Raw genomic sequence first — 16,701 nt, 5'->3', positions numbered from 1 at the left:
ACGACTTTGCGCATTGTCACCTGGGGTTCGGTTGTTTGCCCAGGCAGACATTACCGGACCGTGCCCGAATATTTCGGCCGATGTCTGAAACATTCAGGACGTATCTTTGGGGTCCATCCGCGTGCCGCGTCCAAGGCTCGGCGGTGAACGCCTCACTCCCGAGGACTTCGCGCAGGGCGGCGGTGATGGGAGGTCGCAGAAGCCCTGGCCGCGCGGGAAGCCCATGGCCCAGTGGTGGCCCCGCCGGTAGACTCGCCGTCCATGATCAACTTAGACGAGGAGGGTCGTCCGGAACCTCCCCTTGCGGGCGACGAGACCGCCACCCTGCTGGGCTTCCTGGACTACCAGCGCGCCACCCTGGCGTGGAAGTGCGCGGGACTGGACGCGGCCGGCCTGGGGGCGACCGTCGCGGCCTCGTCGATGACCCTCGGCGGGATGCTCAAGCACCTGGCCTACGTCGAGAACGACTGGTGCTCCCGGTGGCTGCACGGGCAAGACAGGCTGCCCCCGTGGGACACGGTGGACTGGAGGGCCGATCCCGACTGGGACTGGCACTCGGCCGCCGAGGACACCCCCGAGCGGCTCCATGCGCTCTGGCAGGACGCCGTGGCCCGCTCCCGCTCCCTGGTCGCGGAGGCGCTGGCAGACGGCGGCCTGGAGCGGCCGGCCCGGCGCACCTGGCCCGACGGCCGGGCACCCAGCCTGCGATGGATCCTGTTCCACCTGATCGAGGAGTACGCGCGGCACAACGGCCACGCCGACCTCCTCCGGGAGTCGGTGGACGGGCTCACCGGTGAGTAGCGTGTATCCGTCGGAAATTCGGCGGATAGCGGGAACCGTATTTCGCCGAGCATCGACCCGTAGATCAGCCGCCGTGGATGACATTGAATCCACCGCGGATGATCGCCAGGACTCGCAACGGCGGTGATGAGCCGGCGGTGTCCTGTGAATTCCCTCGCGGTCTTGCGGTAGCGGGGGAGGGCGCGGGACGAATCGCGAATTCGCCGTATCCCTCCCCGGGGCTGAACCCGGGGAGGGATTCAGGCGGTCGTCCGGCGTGGGGTTCGCGCCGGTGGCCGGCTCAGCTTGAGTAGGCCTCCAGTTCGAAGATCCGTGCGGCGGTGTCGCTGTCGCTGGTCGGGGTGAGCACGTTGACGCGCACGTACCGGGCGCTGACGGGGGTGATGGTGTGGGTGGTGACGTTGGCGGTGTTGCCGCGGGTGCTCACGACGTTCGTCCAGGTGGTGCCGTTGGTACTGACCTGGACGTCGAAGTCGCGGGTGTTCCAGCTCGCCTTCTCGCCGCCCGCCCCGGAGTGACGGACCATGAAGCGCCCGACCTGCGTGTTCGACTGCAGGTCGACCTGGAGCCACTTGTTGGCGCCCAGCCCGCACCACTTGTCGGAGTTGCCGCCCGTCCAGCTGCCGTTGACGGCCTTGGCGGGTGCTTCGTTCGCCGCGCACTGGTTGCTGGCGGTGGCCGGCTTGTTCAGCGCGAGGTTGACGCTCGGCTGCGTCGTCTCGGGCACGTAGAGGCGGATGTCCGTCAGGCTCGCGCTGCCCTCGTAGACATTGGTGTAGAGGTCGCCGATCACGAAGTAGTCGGGATACTGGGAGCCGGCCGGCCACTGGTTCGGCCAGGACGTGCTGCCGTTGACGTCGTTCTGGACGAGGGTGGCGTTGTAGCGGCCGTCATACTCGCCGGGCTTGACGTTGTAGTGCCAGATCGGCGCGTTGTTGACGATGAAGTCGCGGTGGAAGCGGAGCGTCTTCTGTCCGACGCGGGCGAAGTTGCCGCTGGCCTCGAGCACGTAGCCTGTGGCGTCGCGCTCGATCGCGAAGGTGTAGTCCTGGTTGGGCATCAGCTCGGGCTGGATCTCGGCCGCGGACGAGAGCTGCTGCTCGGCGACGCCGCCGGAGCAGCTTGTCATGAACCACTGGGAGTTGCCCGCGAGGCCGCCGGGTCCCGGCGTCCAGTTGGGCAGGCCGCTGATCCACATGTTGACCGTGTTGAAGTTGCCGTCACGGTAGTTGTAGTACTGGTTGGTGTTGGAGTTGCAGACCCGCCCGCCGGTGCCCGTGCCGACCCGGTCGGGGTGCTGGGAGAAGGAGTCCATCAGGACCTTGCGGCGGTAGTGCCAGAAGTGGTTGTTCCGAGGAGCGGGGTTGGCGAAGTCCACGATCGACATGAAGTGGAAGCCGTTGTAGCCGTACGGTCCCGACCGCACGTCCTGCCACTCGCAGTAGGGCGCGGCGGCGTTGCCGCTCCAGCCGGGGCTCCTGGAACCCTCGCCCCAGGGGTGCTGTGTCTTGCATCCCTGGGTGCTGTAGCCGTTGACCTTGCCGTTGTACTCGATCGAGCCGTTCCGCTTGCCGCCGAAGTCGATGGTCTTGAGCTTGTACTCGACGCGGTACTGGTCGGGCAGCTTGTTCGTGGGCCGGAAGATCGCCCCACCGGTGTGGTCGGGCACGTTCAGCACCGCCGCGGGCGCGCCGCCCACCGTCGCGGTGGTGATCGACGGCGGCGACTCGATGACGCCGTCCTTGTTCCAGTCGCGGGCCGAGAGCGATGCCGTCAGCCAGCCGCCCTGGCCGACCTGGAACTCCTTGCGGTAGGTGGCGAAGGAGTTGAACGCGGTGGTCCAGGCGGGCCCGTAGTCGTTGCGGTACCACTGGCCGGCGTCGTCCATGATCGTGTCGAACGGAGCGGTGTAGTTCTCCTTGACCCATGGCGCGTTGCCCGTGTTGATGGGGGCCGAGAAGTTCTCGGAGTGCAGCAGGGTCCAGCCGGCGGCGGCGCTGCTCGCCGCACCCGACTTGGCCGCCGTACCTGATTTGGCCGCCGTACCCGACTTGCTCGCCGTGCCTGGCTTGGCCGGCGCGCTCGGCGTGCTCGATGCGCTGGGACTGCTCGGGGTGCTCGGAGTGCTCGGAGTGGGAGTACGGACGCCGGCAGACGCGGCGGTGTCGCCCGTTGCGGGGGTGCCGACCCCGAACGAGGCGAGCCCCGCGACGGTCACGGTGACGGTGGCGAGGGCCGCCTTGCGGGCGACCCCTCTGACGTTTCTTCGCATGGGTAAGTGCCCTTCGCTCGACGAGTAAGGCGTTGCTCGTGCCTGAACGCGCCCCGCGTCCCCCGCGGGTGTGTGAACCTCCCCTCTGATCTCGGGCGACCACGGGTGGCGTCGCCGACCGCCACCCGGCCGCCGTCCAAACCGGCCGTACTCCACGAACCGCTCCCGTGAGCGGCCGCGTTCCGTGAGGCCGACCGAAGGCTTCGGACGGCCGGTCCTCCCCGGGCCGTTCCCCCGAACGGCCCCGCTCCGTGAACGGCCCTGCTCTCTTACCGGCCCGGAGGCCGGAAGCGGCTTGGAAACCGCCGTTCGGGTCGAGGTGGCATGAGCTGCCCGCCGGCGGTTTAGAAACCGCCGTTCGGGTCGAGATACTTGGCCGCGTTGTCCTTGGTGACCTGCGGGGAGGGCACCACGGTGTCCTTCTCGACCTGGGCGCCGCCGAGGATCTCGACGGCCCGGTCCAGCCCGAGGCTGCCGATGATGTCAGCGTCGTTCAGGCCGGTCACCACGTAGTTGGTGCCGTCGAGGATCGCCTTGAGCGCTTCGGCCTGCCCGTCGACGCCGGCGATGATGATCTGCTTCGCCTTCCCCGCGTCGGCGATGGCCCTCTGCGCGCCCAGGCACATCGCGTCGTTCTCGCAGAACACGGCGGCGAGGTCGGGGTTGGTCGCCAGCAGGCTCTCCATCACCGTCAGCCCGCCGTCGGAGCCCCAGTTGCCGAAGTCGGGGGCCTCGACGAGCGTGATGCCCTTGGCGCTGCCGAGCACCGACTTCACGCCGTCGGTGCGGGCCAGGCCGATGCTGTTGTCGGCGGGGCCGCCCTTGATGATGGCGACCTTGCCTCCGTCGGGCAGCTTCTCCGCGAGGAACTGGCCGTCCTGCACGCCGATCGCCTTGTTGTCGGGGCCGATCCAGCTGGTGTACTCCCCGGTCTGGAACTTGCGGTCGACGAGGACCACCGGCTTGCCCGCCGTCTTGATCGAGTTGAGCGCCGCGGGCGCGGACTCGAGCGGGCCGCCGGAGATGATGACGGCGTCGACGTTCTTGCTCAGCAGGTCCTCGACGTTGGAGGCGAGCTTGGCCGCGTCGCCGTTCGCGTCGGTGCTGATGATCTCGACGTTGCCCTTCTTCTTGGCCTGGGCGGCGATCGCCTTGTCCATGCCGCTGAAGTAGGGGCCGCCCAGCGTGAAGTTCGCGACGCCGATCGTGTAGGAGCCGTCGCCGGAGGCGGTGGCGCCGGTGGTGCCGGTGGGCGCTTCCGAGTCGGACGCGCAGGCGTTCAGGCCGGCGGCGAGGGCGCCGGCGACCAGCAGGATGCCGAGCTTTTTCGCGTTCATAAAAGATCTCCCAGGGGGGTGATGGCAGTGATGGACACCGGCGTACGGCACGTCACGTGCGGGCGGGTGACGGACACCGGTGAACGGTCCGGCGGGCGCGTCATGTGCGGGCCCGGTTGGTGCGCTGGACGAGGATGACGGCGATGATGATCAGTCCTTTGAGCACCTGCTGCCAGAAGCTCTGCACGCCGTACAGGTTGAGCAGGTTGTTGATCAGGACGAGCACGAGCACCCCGCCGAAGGTGGCCTTCGCGGATCCGCGCCCGCCCGCCAGGCTCGCCCCGCCGATCACGCACGCGGCGATCGCGTCGAGCTCGAACGCCACCCCGACGCTGGGCTGGGCGATGCCCACCCGGCTGGCGAGGATGACGCCGGCCAGACCGGCGCACGCGCCGCTGATCGCGTAGGCGAGGATCACGTGCCTGCGCACGTTGATGCCCGCGAGCCGTACGGTCTCGGCGTTGCCGCCGATCGCGACGATCGAGCGGCCCGCCGGGGTCCGGGTCAGGAAGACCCCGCCCACCAGGAAGACGGCCAGCATGATCACCGTACTCAGCGGGATGGGGCCGACCATGGCCGAGCCGAGCGTGAGGAACGACTCGTTCTCGGGGGAGATGGGCACCTCGGAGTAGACGAACGCCAGACCTCTGATGGTGGTCAGCGCCGCCAGGGTCACCACGAACGGCGCCAGCCCGAACCGGGCGACCAGCGTGCCGTTGATCAGGCCGAACCCGATGCCCGCCGCCAGGCCCGCCACGATCGCCACCGGAAGCGGAAGGCCGGAGACCAGGCCCGCGCTGAGGATTCCGGAGAAGGCCACCACCGATCCGACCGAGAGGTCGATGCCGCCGGTGAGGATGACCACGAGCATGCCGAAGGCCAGCAGACCCGTGGTGACCATCTGCTTGAGCAGGTTGGTGAGGTTGGTCTGGGTGAGGAACGTGTCCGAGGTCGACGCCGCCACCGCGACGAGCAGCACGACGAGCGTGACGAACACGACCTCGACCGTGAGGTCGCGACCTCCCAGCACCAGCCGGGGGTACCGTCTGGTGTTGGTGAGCTGCCCGGTCATACGGTGAGTCCAATCGAGTAGGCGAGGATCTCGTCCTCCGTGGTCTGGTCCGAGCGGAGCTCACCGCTGATCCGGCCCTGGTTCATCACCAGCACCCGGTCGGTGGCGCCGAGCACCTCGGTGAGATCCGAGGAGATGAGCAGGACGCTGAGCCCTTCGCGCGCGAGTTCGTCGATCATGCGGTAGATGTCGACCCTGGTGGCCATGTCCACGCCGCGGGTCGGCTCGTCGAGGATGAGGACGCGCGGGCCGACCAGCAGCCACTTGGCCAGGACGGCCTTCTGCTGGTTGCCTCCGCTGAGGTTGACCACGGTCATCGAGGCGCAGTGCGCGGGCTGGATGTTCAGCCGGTCGATCATCTCGGTGACGTCACGGCGCTGGCGGGCCGCGTCGATCAGCGGGCCCCGCCTGGTCGAGTGCAGCGTGGTGAGCGCGATGTTGTCCCGCACCGTCATGCCGAGCACCAGTCCGCTGCGTTTGCGATCCTCGGTGACGAGCGCGAGCCCGGCCGCGATGGCCTCGCCCGGCGTGCGGAAGTCGCCGGCGCCTCCCGGCAGGCGCACCTCGCCCGCGCTCGCGGGCTCGGCTCCGAAGACGCAGCGGGCGAGCTCGCTGCGGCCGGAGCCCACCAGGCCGAACAGCCCGACGATCTCCCCGGCGTGCAGGGTGAACGAGACGTCCTCGAACTCGCCCTCGCGGGTGAGCCCGGTCACCGTGAGGCTGGCCTCGCCGCGTTCCGTACGCCTGCCGGGATAGATCTGTTCGAGCCTGCGGCCCGCCATGAGGCGGATCAGCTCGTCCTCGCCGGTGCGGGCGGGCTCGGTGGTCTCGATCACCCGCCCGTCCTTGATCACGACGATCGAGGTGGCCAGATCGAGGACCTCGGCGAGCCGGTGGGAGACGTAGATGATCAGGACGCCCTGCTCCTGCAGCCGCCTGATCAGCGCGAACAGCGCATCGAGGTCGCTTCCGGCCAGCACGGCCGAGGGCTCGTCGAGGATGAGGACACGCGGGCGGCTCACCAGTGCTTTCGCGATCTCCACCATCTGCTGCCGGGCCACCGAGAGACGGCCCGCGAGGGTGCGCGGGTCGATCGCGCCGAAGCCGGCCTCCTCCAGCAGCTCCCCGGCGCGCCGGTGCGCCGCCGGCCAGTCGATGAGGCCGGCGCGACGCGGGAAGTTGCCCATCAGCAGGTTCTCGGTGACCGAGAGCTGGGCCACCAGCGTCAGCTCCTGGTAGACGGTGCGGATGCCCCGGGCATGGGCGTCGTGCGGCGAGCGCAGGCCGACCCGCTCGCCGTCCATCCACATCTCGCCCGAGCTCATGGACAGCGCGCCGGAGAGAATCTTGATCAGGGTCGACTTGCCCGCCCCGTTCGCGCCGACCACGGCGAGGACCTCGCCGGGACGCCCCGCGAGGTCCACGCCGTGCAGCACCTCGACACCGCCGAAGTCCTTGTGGACGCCGCGCAGCTCAAGGCTCATCCGAACGCCTCCATCACCACGATCGTCTTCTGGCGGGTGAGGTCCAGGACGGTCTCGTGCAGGCCCTCCCGGTATCCGCCGGTGTCCTTGGTGCCGCCGAACGGCAGGTTCTCGGCGCGCAGCGCGGTCGAGCCGTTGATGATCACTCCGCCGACGTCGAGGCGCTGGGCGATGGCGAAGGCCCGCGAGATGTCCCGCGTGAAGACCGCGGCCTGCAGGCCGTACGGGGACTCGTTGGCCATCCTCACCGCCTCCAGCGGGTCGGAGAACCGGGCGACCGGTGCCACCGGACCGAAGATCTCCTCGGCGAAGGCCGCGCTGGCGGTGGGGACGTCCACGAGCACGGCGGGGTCGACGAACGCCCCGCGCCGCTCGCCGCCGGCGACCAGCCGGGCGCCGTCCTCGACGAGCCGGCCGATGGCGGCCACGACCTGTTCCGCGGCCTGCTCGGCGATGAGGGGACCCACGTCGGTGGACTCCCGCAGCTGGTCGCCGACGGTGAGCTTGGCGGTCTGCTCCAGCAGCGAATCGACGAAGGCGGCGTGCACGCCGTCCTGCACGTAGACCCGCTTGACCGCGCAGCAGATCTGCCCGTTGCCCCGTGCGAGGCGGCCGAGCACGACCGCGCGGGCGGCGTCGTCGACGTCGGCGTCGTCGCACACGATGAGCGCGTCGTTTCCGCCGAGCTCCAGGAGGACCTTCTTCAGGGTCTGCGACCCGAGGCGGGCGATCTCACGCCCCGCCGCGGTGCTGCCGGTGAGGCTCACCGCGGCGATCCCGGGCAGCTCGGCCAGCGCCTGGGACACCTGGAGCCCCCCGGTGACGAGCTGGTGGGCGTGGCGCGGCGCGCCCGCCTGCTCGACGAGCTCCGCGACCCGGACGAGCGCGAGCGGGCAGCGCGCGGGCGGTTGCACGATGACGGCGTTACCCGCGGCGAGGGCCGCGGCGGCCTTGTGGGCGTACAGCTCGACCGGGTAGTTGAAGGGGACCAGCGCCGCCACGACGCCGAGCGGCTCGCGCATCGTCACCGCGAGGTGGCGTTCCAGGCCCGGTACGGCGTCGAGCGGGATCTGCCGGCCGAAGAGCCGGGTGGTCTCGCCCGCGTACCCCCGGAAGATGCGGATCGCGGCCGCGACCTCGCCGCGGGTCTGCGGCAGCGGCTTGCCGTTCTCGGCCGCGAGCAGCAGGGCGAGGCTCTCCTGCTCGGCCTCGATGAGGTCGGACACGCGTCGCAACAGGTCCGCGCGCTCGTGGGCGGCCAGGGCGGCCATCGCCCGCTGGCCCTCCTGCGCGTCGGCGACGGCCGCGGCGACCTGCTCAGCGGTGGCGGCCTCGACCTCCCCGAGCAACTCCCCGGTGCCGGGGTTGTGGACGGTGATGATGGAACCTACTGGCGATGTGACGGACATCCGTTCCCACTCCTTGGGTGATTCGACTGCTGCGCTGGCATGTGTTCGCGGCTCAGTGCGGGACGAACTCTCCGTTCCTGGGCGCGGTGTAGCCGATCCTGCGGCCGATGTCGGCCGCCATCGCGAGCGCGGTCGGCGCCAGGCGCCGGCAGTCCTCGACGCTGAACCGGTTGGCCGGCGCGGAGACGCTCAACGCTCCGACCGGCTGGCCCGAGGTGTTCATGATCGGCAACCCGACGCAGCGCACGCCCTCCTCGTTCTCCTCGTCGTCGATCGCGAAGCCCTGAGCCCGTACGGTGGCGAGCTCGGCGAGCAACGTGTCGCCGACGAGCGTCCGGGGCGTGTGCCGGTCGTGCGAGCGCGCGAGGATCTCGGCGCTGCGCCGCTCCTCCAGGAGCGCGAGTACGGCCTTGCCCATGGCCGTGCAGTGCATGGGGGCACGGCTGCCGATCCGTGAGACCAGCCGGATGGACTTGGCGCTCTCGACCTTGTCCACGTAGACGATGTGGTCGCCGACGGGGATCCCGAGGTGCACGGTCTCGCCGCTCAGCTCGACCAGCTCCAGCAGGTACGGCCGGGCCGCGGCGCGAAGGTTGTCCTCTTCGAGGTACTGCCCGGCGAGGGTGATGAGGGTGACGCCAAGGTGGAAGGCCCCCGCCGCGTCACGGTCGAGGACACCGAGTTCGAGGAGTGAGGTGACATATCGATGGGCCGTGCTGACGGCTACGCCCGCGCGATTGGCGAGCTCACCCAATGTGATACCGGCCCTGCCGGACTCGGATACCGCATTAATCAGCTCAAACGCCTTATCAACGCTGGATGACTTTCTTCCGCTCTTCATTCGAGTTACTCGAATCTATTTTCATTTATTTGTAAGATTTTTGCGATGTTTGCATTGAGAGCAGGTGCTGTCAACCCTTGTCGCACGACGACTGTTATTGCGGAGTGAAATGCCAAACGTCCGTTTTATGGCTATTCGTTCTATTTAATCTCTTGTGCGAATTTTTTCGGAGGGCTGTGAGGGGGTGTCGTGACAAGACGGAAACATTCGCGTCGAGGCATTGACACTTTTGTACCAGACGGGCAAAGTTCCATCGACGACAGCGAAAGCTCGGCGGCTTACGCTGACTGTTAGTCAAAAGGTGCGGCGGCGCGCTCCTCTTTTCCAGGTTTATTGGAAGGAGCACGCATGCGTAGACGCGTACTCGCGTTTGCCACCAGCGCCGTTCTCATGATCACTGGGCTCGTTGCCGTCCCGCAACCCGCGGTGGCCGCTGACGTGCTGCAGGAGGTCACCCTCGCCAAGGGCCCGACGGCCATGGGCGAGCCGATGTCACTGGCGGTCCTGCCGGACCGCACCGTGTTGCACACCTCGCGGGACGGACGGATCTTCTCCACCGACGCTTCGGGCAACACCAGCGTGGCCGGCACCATCCCCGTCTACACCCACGACGAGGAGGGGCTGCAGGGCATCGCCGCGGACCCCGACTTCGCGGCCAACCGCTGGATCTACCTGTACTACGCGCCGGTGCTCTCGACGCCGGCCGGCGACGCGCCGTCCAACGGCACCGACGCGGACTTCGCCCGCTGGCAGGGCCACAACCAGCTGTCCCGCTTCACCGTCAGGGCCAACGGCACGGTGGACCTGGCCAGCGAGAAGAAGATGCTGCAGGTCGCCACGGACCGCGGGATGTGCTGCCACGTCGGCGGGGACATCGACTTCGACGCCCAGGGCAACCTCTACATGACCACCGGCGACGACACGCAGCCGTGGTCGTCGAGCGGCTACACGCCGATCGACGAGAGGCCCGGCTTCAGCTGGGACTTCGACGCCCAGCGCAGCGCCGGCAACACCAACGACCTGCGCGGCAAGCTCCTGCGGATCAAGCCCCAGCCCGACGGGACCTACACGATCCCGAGCGGCAACCTCTTCGCCCCGGGAACGGCCAAGACCCGCCCCGAGATCTACGCGATGGGCTTCCGCAACCCCTTCCGGATGAGCGTCGACAAGACCACCGGCGTCGTCTACGTCGGTAACTACGCCGCCGACTCCGACACCGCCGACCCCAACAGGGGCGAGGGCGGCCGCCAGGAGTTCGAGCGGATCACCGGTCCCGGCAACCACGGCTGGCCGTACTGCCAGGGCTACAACAGCCCGTACAACGACTTCGACTTCGCCACCAACACCTCCGGGCCGAAGTTCAACTGCGCCGCGCCGGTCAACAACTCCCCGCACAACACCGGCCTGACCACCCTGCCGGCGGCCAAGTCCGCCTGGATCGCCTACGACGGCGGCGCACCCTCGCAGCTGGGCTCCGGCGGCGGCCCCATGGCCGGTCCGGTCTACCACTACGACGCGGCCCTGAACTCCCCGACCAAGCTGCCGCAGAGCTACGACGGCAAGTTCTTCGCCGGTGAGTTCACCCAGAACTGGATCAAGACGATCACCGCCACCGGGGACGGCAGCGCCGGCACCATCGCGGCGTTCCCCTGGACCCACACGCACATCATGGACATGGCGATGGGTCCGGAGGGCGCGCTCTACGTCCTCGACTACGGCGCCGGCTGGTTCAACGGCGACGAGAACTCCGCGCTGTACCGCGTGGAGAGCACCCCCACCGGCAACCAGGCGCCGACCGCGGTCGCCACGGCCAACAAGATCTCCGGCCAGGCGCCCCTGGCGGTGACGTTCAGCTCGGCCGGTTCCAGGGATCCCGAGGGCGGCGCGCTCACCTACGCCTGGACCTTCGGCGACGGCGGCACGTCGACGGCGGCCAACCCGTCGCACACCTACACCGGCAACGGTTCCTACCAGGCGAAGCTGACGGTCAGGGACCCGGCGGGCAACGTCGGCAGCGCGACGGTCACCGTCACGGTCGGCAACACCGCCCCGACGGTCACGCTCAACGGCCCGTCGAACGGTGCGATCTTCCAGTTCGGCGACGCGGTGCCCTACCGGGTGACGGTGACCGATCCCGAGGACGGCACGATCGACTGCTCGAAGGTGAAGGTCAACTTCATCCTCGGGCACGACCAGCACGGCCACCCGATAACCAGCGCGACCGGCTGCACCGGTGTCCTGCAGACCACGGCCAACAGCGAGCACAGCCAGAGCGACAACATCTTCGGCGTCATCGACGCGACCTACACCGACAACAGCGGCCTGATCGGCAACTCCCAGATCATCCTGCAGCCGGCGCACCGCCAGGCCGAGCACTTCGGCAACTCCAGCGGCAACGTCACCGTGTACACCAGCCCCAACACCGAGGGCACCTACGTCGGCGCCATCGAGAACGGGGACTGGCTGTCGTTCACCCCGTACAACCTGACCGGTGTCACCGGCGTCACCGCGCGGGTCTCGTCGGCCAACGCGGGAGGCACGCTGGAGTTCCGTACCGGTTCGACCACCGGGCCCCTCGCCGGATCCGTCGCGATAGCCGGCACCGGCGGCTGGGAGAACTGGGTCACCGTCACCGGCTCGATCACCCCGCCGAGCGGGACCGGCACCCTGTTCCTGGTCTTCAAGGGCGGGGCCGGCGGACTGTTCAACGTGGACAACCTCACCTTCACCGGCGGTGGCTCGGGACAGGGCGACCTGGCGCTCGGCAAGCCGGTGACGGCCTCGTCGACCGACGATCCGACCCGGACCGCGAACCTGGCGGTGGACGGCAACGCCACCACGCGCTGGTCCAGCGCGTACACCGATCCGCAGTGGATTCGGGTGGATCTGGGGGCGTCGTACAACCTGAACCGGGTGCGGCTGAACTGGGAGACGGCCTACGGCCGGGCGTATCAGATCCAGACCTCACCGGACGGCAGCACCTGGACGAACGTCTACTCCACGACGACCGGTGACGGCGGGGTCGACGATGTGACGTTGACCGGCACCGGTCGTTACGTGCGGATCAACGGCACGCAGCGGGCGACGGCGTGGGGGTACTCGCTCTTTGATCTCAACGTTTTCGGCACGCCGGTCTCGTCGGGGTCGTCGTTGTTGTCGCAGGGCAGGCCGGTGACAGCATCCTCGGTGGAGGCGGGTGCCAACGTGGTGACCAACGCGGTGGACGGCAACACGGCCACGCGTTGGTCGAGTCTGTATGCCGATCCGCAGTGGATCCGGGTGGATCTGGGTGCCTCGCGGCAGGTCAGCCGGGTGCGGTTGAACTGGGAGGCGGCCTATGGCAGGGCGTATCAGATCCAGACCTCACCGGATGGCAACACCTGGACGAACGTCTACTCCACCACCACCGGTGACGGCGGGATCGACGATGTGACGCTGACTGGTACGGGTCGTTATGTGCGGGTCAACGGCACCCAGCGCGCCACCGCTTACGGCTACTCCCTCTGGGAGTTCGAAGTCTACGGAAGCTGAGAGGAAACCGCCCGTGCATAACCTGTTCAGAAGCAGGATGGCAGTCGCAGTGGCCACGGTCTTCGCCATGGTGCTCGCCATGGCGTCACCGGCCTCCGCGGTGTCCTCCAAAGCCGCGGCCGCCGCGGCCCCCCCGATCACCTACAAGGTCCTGGTCTTCTCCAAGACCACGGCGTTCCGGCACTCCTCGATCCCCAACGGCATCGCGATGATCAGGCAACTGGGCGTCGACAACGGATTCGCGGTCGACGCGACCGAGGACGCCGCCGCGTTCACCACCGCGAACCTCGCGCAGTACAAGGCCGTGGTCTGGCTGTCGACCACGGGTGACGTGCTCAACGCCGCCCAGCAGACGGCGTTCGAGTCCTACATCCGCGGCGGCGGCGGTTACGCGGGCGTCCACGCGGCGGCCGACACCGAATACGACTGGCCCTGGTACGGCGGGCTGGTCGGCTCCTTCTTCAAGTCGCATCCGGCGACCCAGGCGGCGACGGTGCGCTTCGAGGACCGGGCCAACCCCTCGACGGGGCACACGGCGCCGACCTGGAACCGCACCGACGAGTGGTACGACTACCGCACCAACCCGCGTACCGACGTCAAGGTTCTCGCCACCGTCGACGAGTCCACCTACTCCGGCGGCGCCATGGGCGCCGACCACCCGATCACCTGGTGCCACGGCTACGAGGGCGGCCGGTCCTGGTACACCGGCATGGGCCACACCGAGGAGTCCTACGCCGACCCGACCTTCAGCAAGCTGGTGCTCGGCGGGATCCAGGTGGCCGCGGGCGTCGCACACGGCGACTGCCGGCCCGAGGCCGGTTACACGCCGCTCTTCGACGGCACCCAGGCCAGCCTGGACAAGTGGCGCCAGGCCGGACCGGGGGGCTTCACCCTCGCCAACGGCACCCTCAGCTCCTTCGGCGGCATGGGCCTGCTGTGGTATCCGCTGAGCACCTTCAGCAACTACTCGCTCAAGCTCGACTGGATGATGCCGGGCGATGACAACGGCGGCCTGTTCATCGGCTTCCCCGACCCCGCGGGCGACCCGTGGGCCCCGGTCTCCACGGGTCACGAGATCCAGATCGACGCCACCGACGCCGATCCGTCCCGCACCACGGGCAGCGTCTACAGCTTCCAGGCGCCGGACTCCGCGCTGCGCGCCGCGAACCTCAACCCGCCCGGCACGTGGAACACCTACGACGTCCGGGTGCACGGCCAGCACGTCGAGATCTACCTCAACGGCGTGAAGATCAACGACTACACCAGCACCCGGAACATCGCCAACGGCTACATCGGCGTGCAGAACGACGGCGACGCCGCGCACATCAGCTACCGCAACATCCGCATCAAGCAGGACTCGGGACCGCCGATCCCGCCGACCGCCGACCTGGCGCAGGGCAAGCCGGTCACGACGTCGAGCGTGGAGGCAGGCAGCGCCCACGTGGGCGCCAACGCCGTGGACGGCAACGCCACCACCCGCTGGTCGAGCCTGTACACCGATCCGCAGTGGATTCGGGTGGATCTGGGGGCGTCGTACAACCTGAACCGGGTGCGGCTGAACTGGGAGACGGCCTACGGCCGGGCGTATCAGATCCAGACCTCACCGGACGGCAGCACCTGGACGAACGTCTACTCCACGACCGCCGGTGACGGCGGGGTCGACGATGTGACGTTGACCGGCACCGGTCGTTACGTGCGGATCAACGGCACGCAGCGGGCGACGGCGTGGGGGTACTCGCTCTTTGATCTCAACGTTTTCGGCACGCCGGTCTCGTCGGGGTCGTCGTTGTTGTCGCAGGGCAGGCCGGTGACAGCATCCTCGGTGGAGGCGGGTGCCAACGTGGCGGCCAACGCGGTGGACGGCAACACGGCCACGCGCTGGTCGAGTCTGTATGCCGATCCGCAGTGGATCCGGGTGGATCTGGGTGCCTCACGGCAGATCAGCCGGGTGCGGTTGAACTGGGAGGCGGCCTATGGCAGGGCGTATCAGATCCAGACCTCACCGGATGGCAACACCTGGACGAACGTCTACTCCACCACCGCCGGTGACGGCGGGATCGACGACGTGGCGCTGACCGGTACGGGTCGTTATGTGCGGGTCAACGGCACCCAGCGCGCCACCGCCTACGGCTACTCCCTGTGGGAGTTCGAAGTCTACGGAAGCTGAGCGACTCCGGGGCCTCGAAGGGCCCGGGAACTCAACGGAAGCTGAGCGACTCCGAGGGCCTGTCCGATTACAGGACCCCGGGAACTCAACGGAAGCTGAGCGACTCCGGGGTCCCGACCGATTACGAGACCCCGGGAACTCAGTCGATCGGGGAAGAACGCGTGGCGATCCGGACACGGACGCCGCGCGTTCCTCTTTCGTACGACTCGACGTCATCCGGCTCAATCCTGCCCAGCCCGACTCCGACCGGCGTGGATCCGTCAGATTCCCTTTCGCCTGGACCGGCGTCGCCCGGCCGGGCGGAGCGCGTGCGGGCCACGGCCAGCTGGGCGGAGAGAGCGCCGCTCAGGACCAGGGCCCCTCCGAGCAGCTGGAAAGGACCGAGCGACTGGCCCAGCAGCCACCATGCGATGACCACGCTGGCGACCACCTCCAGGGAGGCGATCGTGGCTCCGATGGCGGCGCTCAGGCGGCGCACCGCCGCGATGCCGGTGATGTAGGCGATCACCGTGCCGACGACGACCAGCCATCCCACCACCAGCGGCCCCGGAAGCGTCCGCTCTCCCAGGGCCAGGTCGGCGGTGAGCAGGTGCCAGGGGAGAGACCAGGGCCTGACCAGCGGCACGAGCGCGACCACCGCGCCGATGAGCCCCCACGTGAGCACGCCGAGCGGGTCGACGTCCTTTCCCGCATCCTGGCTGAGCAGGAAATACACCGCCGCGCAGGCGGCCGTGGCGAATCCCAGGATCAGGCCGAGTCCGTCCAGGCGAAGGCCCCGCCACACCTCGACGACGCAGGCGAGCCCGCCGATCGCGAGAACCGCGCCGACCAGGGCGGCACGCGGCAGCCGTACGCGTCGTACGATCCCCACCCAGGCCAGGACCAGAACCGGCGCGGCGTACTCCAGCAGCGACGCGATGCCGACGGGAAGCCGGGCGACCGTCGCGTAGTAGAAGGCCTGGACCGCGGCGAAGCCCAGCAGGCTGTAGGCGGCGACGAACACCAGCCGGTGACGGGGAACGACCAGGGCCCTCGGCCTGCTCACGAGGGTCACCAGCAGCAACACGAGCGCCGCTCCCGCGAGCCTCGTCCAGACCACCTGCGACGGCGACAGGCCCGCGTCGATGAGTGACCTGGCCAGGGGGCCGGAGAAGCCGAAACACAGGGCCGAGACGACCGCCAGGATCAAACCGTTGGCGCTGGACCGGGGCATCTGGACGCCTCCTTCGCTCTCAACACCGTCATACCCATTTTGATGGTGTTATGCAAAGGGTAGGCGGTGGACTTTGTCGCTTTTTGGGATTTTCGCGAAGCGGCGAAGGGGTTGACTCTCTTCCTGAAAAACTCGACATATGTTAGTAAACAGGCATATAACTCTCTGTTGGGATGGGGAAGGAGCCGTCCTTCTGTAGAAGCAGGCGAACGGGATCCCGAGATCCCCGGCCCTCAGGTATGCGAGCGAACAGCGCTGTGCCGCTGCACCCCCGCCTGCAAGGCCCGGATCCGGGAGGAGCGCGACCGGCCGGACAAGGCCGGCGGGGGCGCGCCGATGCGCCGTGAGGGGTTGTGCTCCTCGCTGATCTCCATTTCTGAACAGCCCGGGATCACGGCGTGGCCGATGCGCCGGCCGGCCCGCCCGGCCGGTCGAAGACCGAGCTATGGCGGGTGGGGGCCGAGCCGCTGTCCCGGTGGGGTCGTCACTTCGGTTCGCGCTTCATCCGGCCGCCCTGTATCGGCCGATCCTCGACGTGCCAATGCTGACGTGGATCAGCACAATCGAAGGGAAG

Annotated in this window: 10 protein-coding genes; 3 read left to right on the top strand and 7 right to left on the bottom strand. The window is 68.6% G+C overall.

What is annotated here, in order from left to right; genetic code table 11:
* Window positions 1–261: 261 nt before the first annotated feature.
* Window positions 262–801 carry a DinB family protein gene (locus DKM19_RS27525; RefSeq protein WP_110706015.1) on the top strand — a complete coding sequence of 180 codons (540 nt, stop codon included), beginning with the start codon at window positions 262–264 and terminating at the stop codon, window positions 799–801.
* 280 nt (window positions 802–1,081) lie between these two features.
* Here the strand turns inward: DKM19_RS27525 and DKM19_RS27520 are convergent, their stop codons facing one another.
* From DKM19_RS27520 to DKM19_RS27495, 6 genes are all read right to left on the bottom strand, one after another.
* Entirely contained in the window at window positions 1,082–3,073 is a 1,992-nt protein-coding gene (locus tag DKM19_RS27520) for a discoidin domain-containing protein (protein WP_110699474.1), read from the bottom strand.
* A gap of 344 nt (window positions 3,074–3,417) precedes the next feature.
* A complete protein-coding gene (locus DKM19_RS27515; protein ID WP_110699472.1) occupies window positions 3,418–4,410 on the bottom strand; it encodes a substrate-binding domain-containing protein in 993 nt (330 codons plus the stop codon).
* Window positions 4,411–4,510: 100 nt separating this feature from the next.
* Complete coding sequence (locus DKM19_RS27510) at window positions 4,511–5,482, bottom strand: ABC transporter permease (RefSeq protein ID WP_110699470.1); 972 nt, start codon at window positions 5,480–5,482, stop codon at window positions 4,511–4,513.
* Complete coding sequence (locus tag DKM19_RS27505) at window positions 5,479–6,966, bottom strand: sugar ABC transporter ATP-binding protein (RefSeq protein ID WP_110699468.1); 1,488 nt, start codon at window positions 6,964–6,966, stop codon at window positions 5,479–5,481. The genes DKM19_RS27510 and DKM19_RS27505 overlap by 4 nt, the downstream gene beginning before the upstream one ends.
* Window positions 6,963–8,375: an aldehyde dehydrogenase family protein gene (locus DKM19_RS27500; RefSeq protein ID WP_110699466.1), complete on the bottom strand. Its 1,413-nt coding sequence runs from the start codon at window positions 8,373–8,375 to the stop codon at window positions 6,963–6,965. The genes DKM19_RS27505 and DKM19_RS27500 overlap by 4 nt, the downstream gene beginning before the upstream one ends.
* Window positions 8,376–8,427: 52 nt before the next feature.
* The gene (locus tag DKM19_RS27495; RefSeq protein WP_110699464.1) at window positions 8,428–9,216 is read right to left on the bottom strand and encodes an IclR family transcriptional regulator; all 789 of its coding nucleotides are present in this window, start codon (window positions 9,214–9,216) and stop codon (window positions 8,428–8,430) included.
* Between the two features lie 348 nt (window positions 9,217–9,564).
* Here DKM19_RS27495 and DKM19_RS27490 point away from each other — a divergent pair, with 348 nt between their 5' ends.
* Together DKM19_RS27490 and DKM19_RS27485 are read left to right on the top strand one after the other, a co-directional pair.
* Window positions 9,565–12,747 (top strand): discoidin domain-containing protein, encoded by a 3,183-nt coding sequence (locus DKM19_RS27490; RefSeq protein WP_110699462.1) that lies wholly within the window; start codon window positions 9,565–9,567, stop codon window positions 12,745–12,747.
* Between the two features lie 37 nt (window positions 12,748–12,784).
* Window positions 12,785–14,914: a ThuA domain-containing protein gene (locus DKM19_RS27485; RefSeq protein ID WP_110699460.1), complete on the top strand. Its 2,130-nt coding sequence runs from the start codon at window positions 12,785–12,787 to the stop codon at window positions 14,912–14,914.
* A 139-nt stretch (window positions 14,915–15,053) separates the two neighbouring features.
* Here DKM19_RS27485 and DKM19_RS27480 read toward each other — a convergent pair whose 3' ends face one another.
* Window positions 15,054–16,127: a DMT family transporter gene (locus tag DKM19_RS27480; protein WP_110699458.1), complete on the bottom strand. Its 1,074-nt coding sequence runs from the start codon at window positions 16,125–16,127 to the stop codon at window positions 15,054–15,056.
* Between the last annotated feature and the right edge of the window lie 574 nt (window positions 16,128–16,701).

Source organism: Streptosporangium sp. 'caverna', from assembly GCF_003203775.1.
GTDB lineage: Bacteria > Actinomycetota > Actinomycetes > Streptosporangiales > Streptosporangiaceae > Streptosporangium > Streptosporangium subroseum.
This window is presented reverse-complemented; position numbering and strand designations above follow the sequence as displayed.

Bases quoted from the DNA above. Each gene is read 5' to 3' on its own strand.
- DKM19_RS27525 (WP_110706015.1), top strand. From the start codon at position 262: ATGATCAACTTAGACGAGGAGGGTCGTCCGGAACCTCCCCTTGCGGGC.
- DKM19_RS27520 (WP_110699474.1), bottom strand. From the start codon at position 3,073: ATGCGAAGAAACGTCAGAGGGGTCGCCCGCAAGGCGGCCCTCGCCACC.
- DKM19_RS27515 (WP_110699472.1), bottom strand. From the start codon at position 4,410: ATGAACGCGAAAAAGCTCGGCATCCTGCTGGTCGCCGGCGCCCTCGCC.
- DKM19_RS27510 (WP_110699470.1), bottom strand. From the start codon at position 5,482: ATGACCGGGCAGCTCACCAACACCAGACGGTACCCCCGGCTGGTGCTG.
- DKM19_RS27505 (WP_110699468.1), bottom strand. From the start codon at position 6,966: ATGAGCCTTGAGCTGCGCGGCGTCCACAAGGACTTCGGCGGTGTCGAG.
- DKM19_RS27500 (WP_110699466.1), bottom strand. From the start codon at position 8,375: ATGTCCGTCACATCGCCAGTAGGTTCCATCATCACCGTCCACAACCCC.
- DKM19_RS27495 (WP_110699464.1), bottom strand. From the start codon at position 9,216: ATGAAGAGCGGAAGAAAGTCATCCAGCGTTGATAAGGCGTTTGAGCTG.
- DKM19_RS27490 (WP_110699462.1), top strand. From the start codon at position 9,565: ATGCGTAGACGCGTACTCGCGTTTGCCACCAGCGCCGTTCTCATGATC.
- DKM19_RS27485 (WP_110699460.1), top strand. From the start codon at position 12,785: ATGGCAGTCGCAGTGGCCACGGTCTTCGCCATGGTGCTCGCCATGGCG.
- DKM19_RS27480 (WP_110699458.1), bottom strand. From the start codon at position 16,127: ATGCCCCGGTCCAGCGCCAACGGTTTGATCCTGGCGGTCGTCTCGGCC.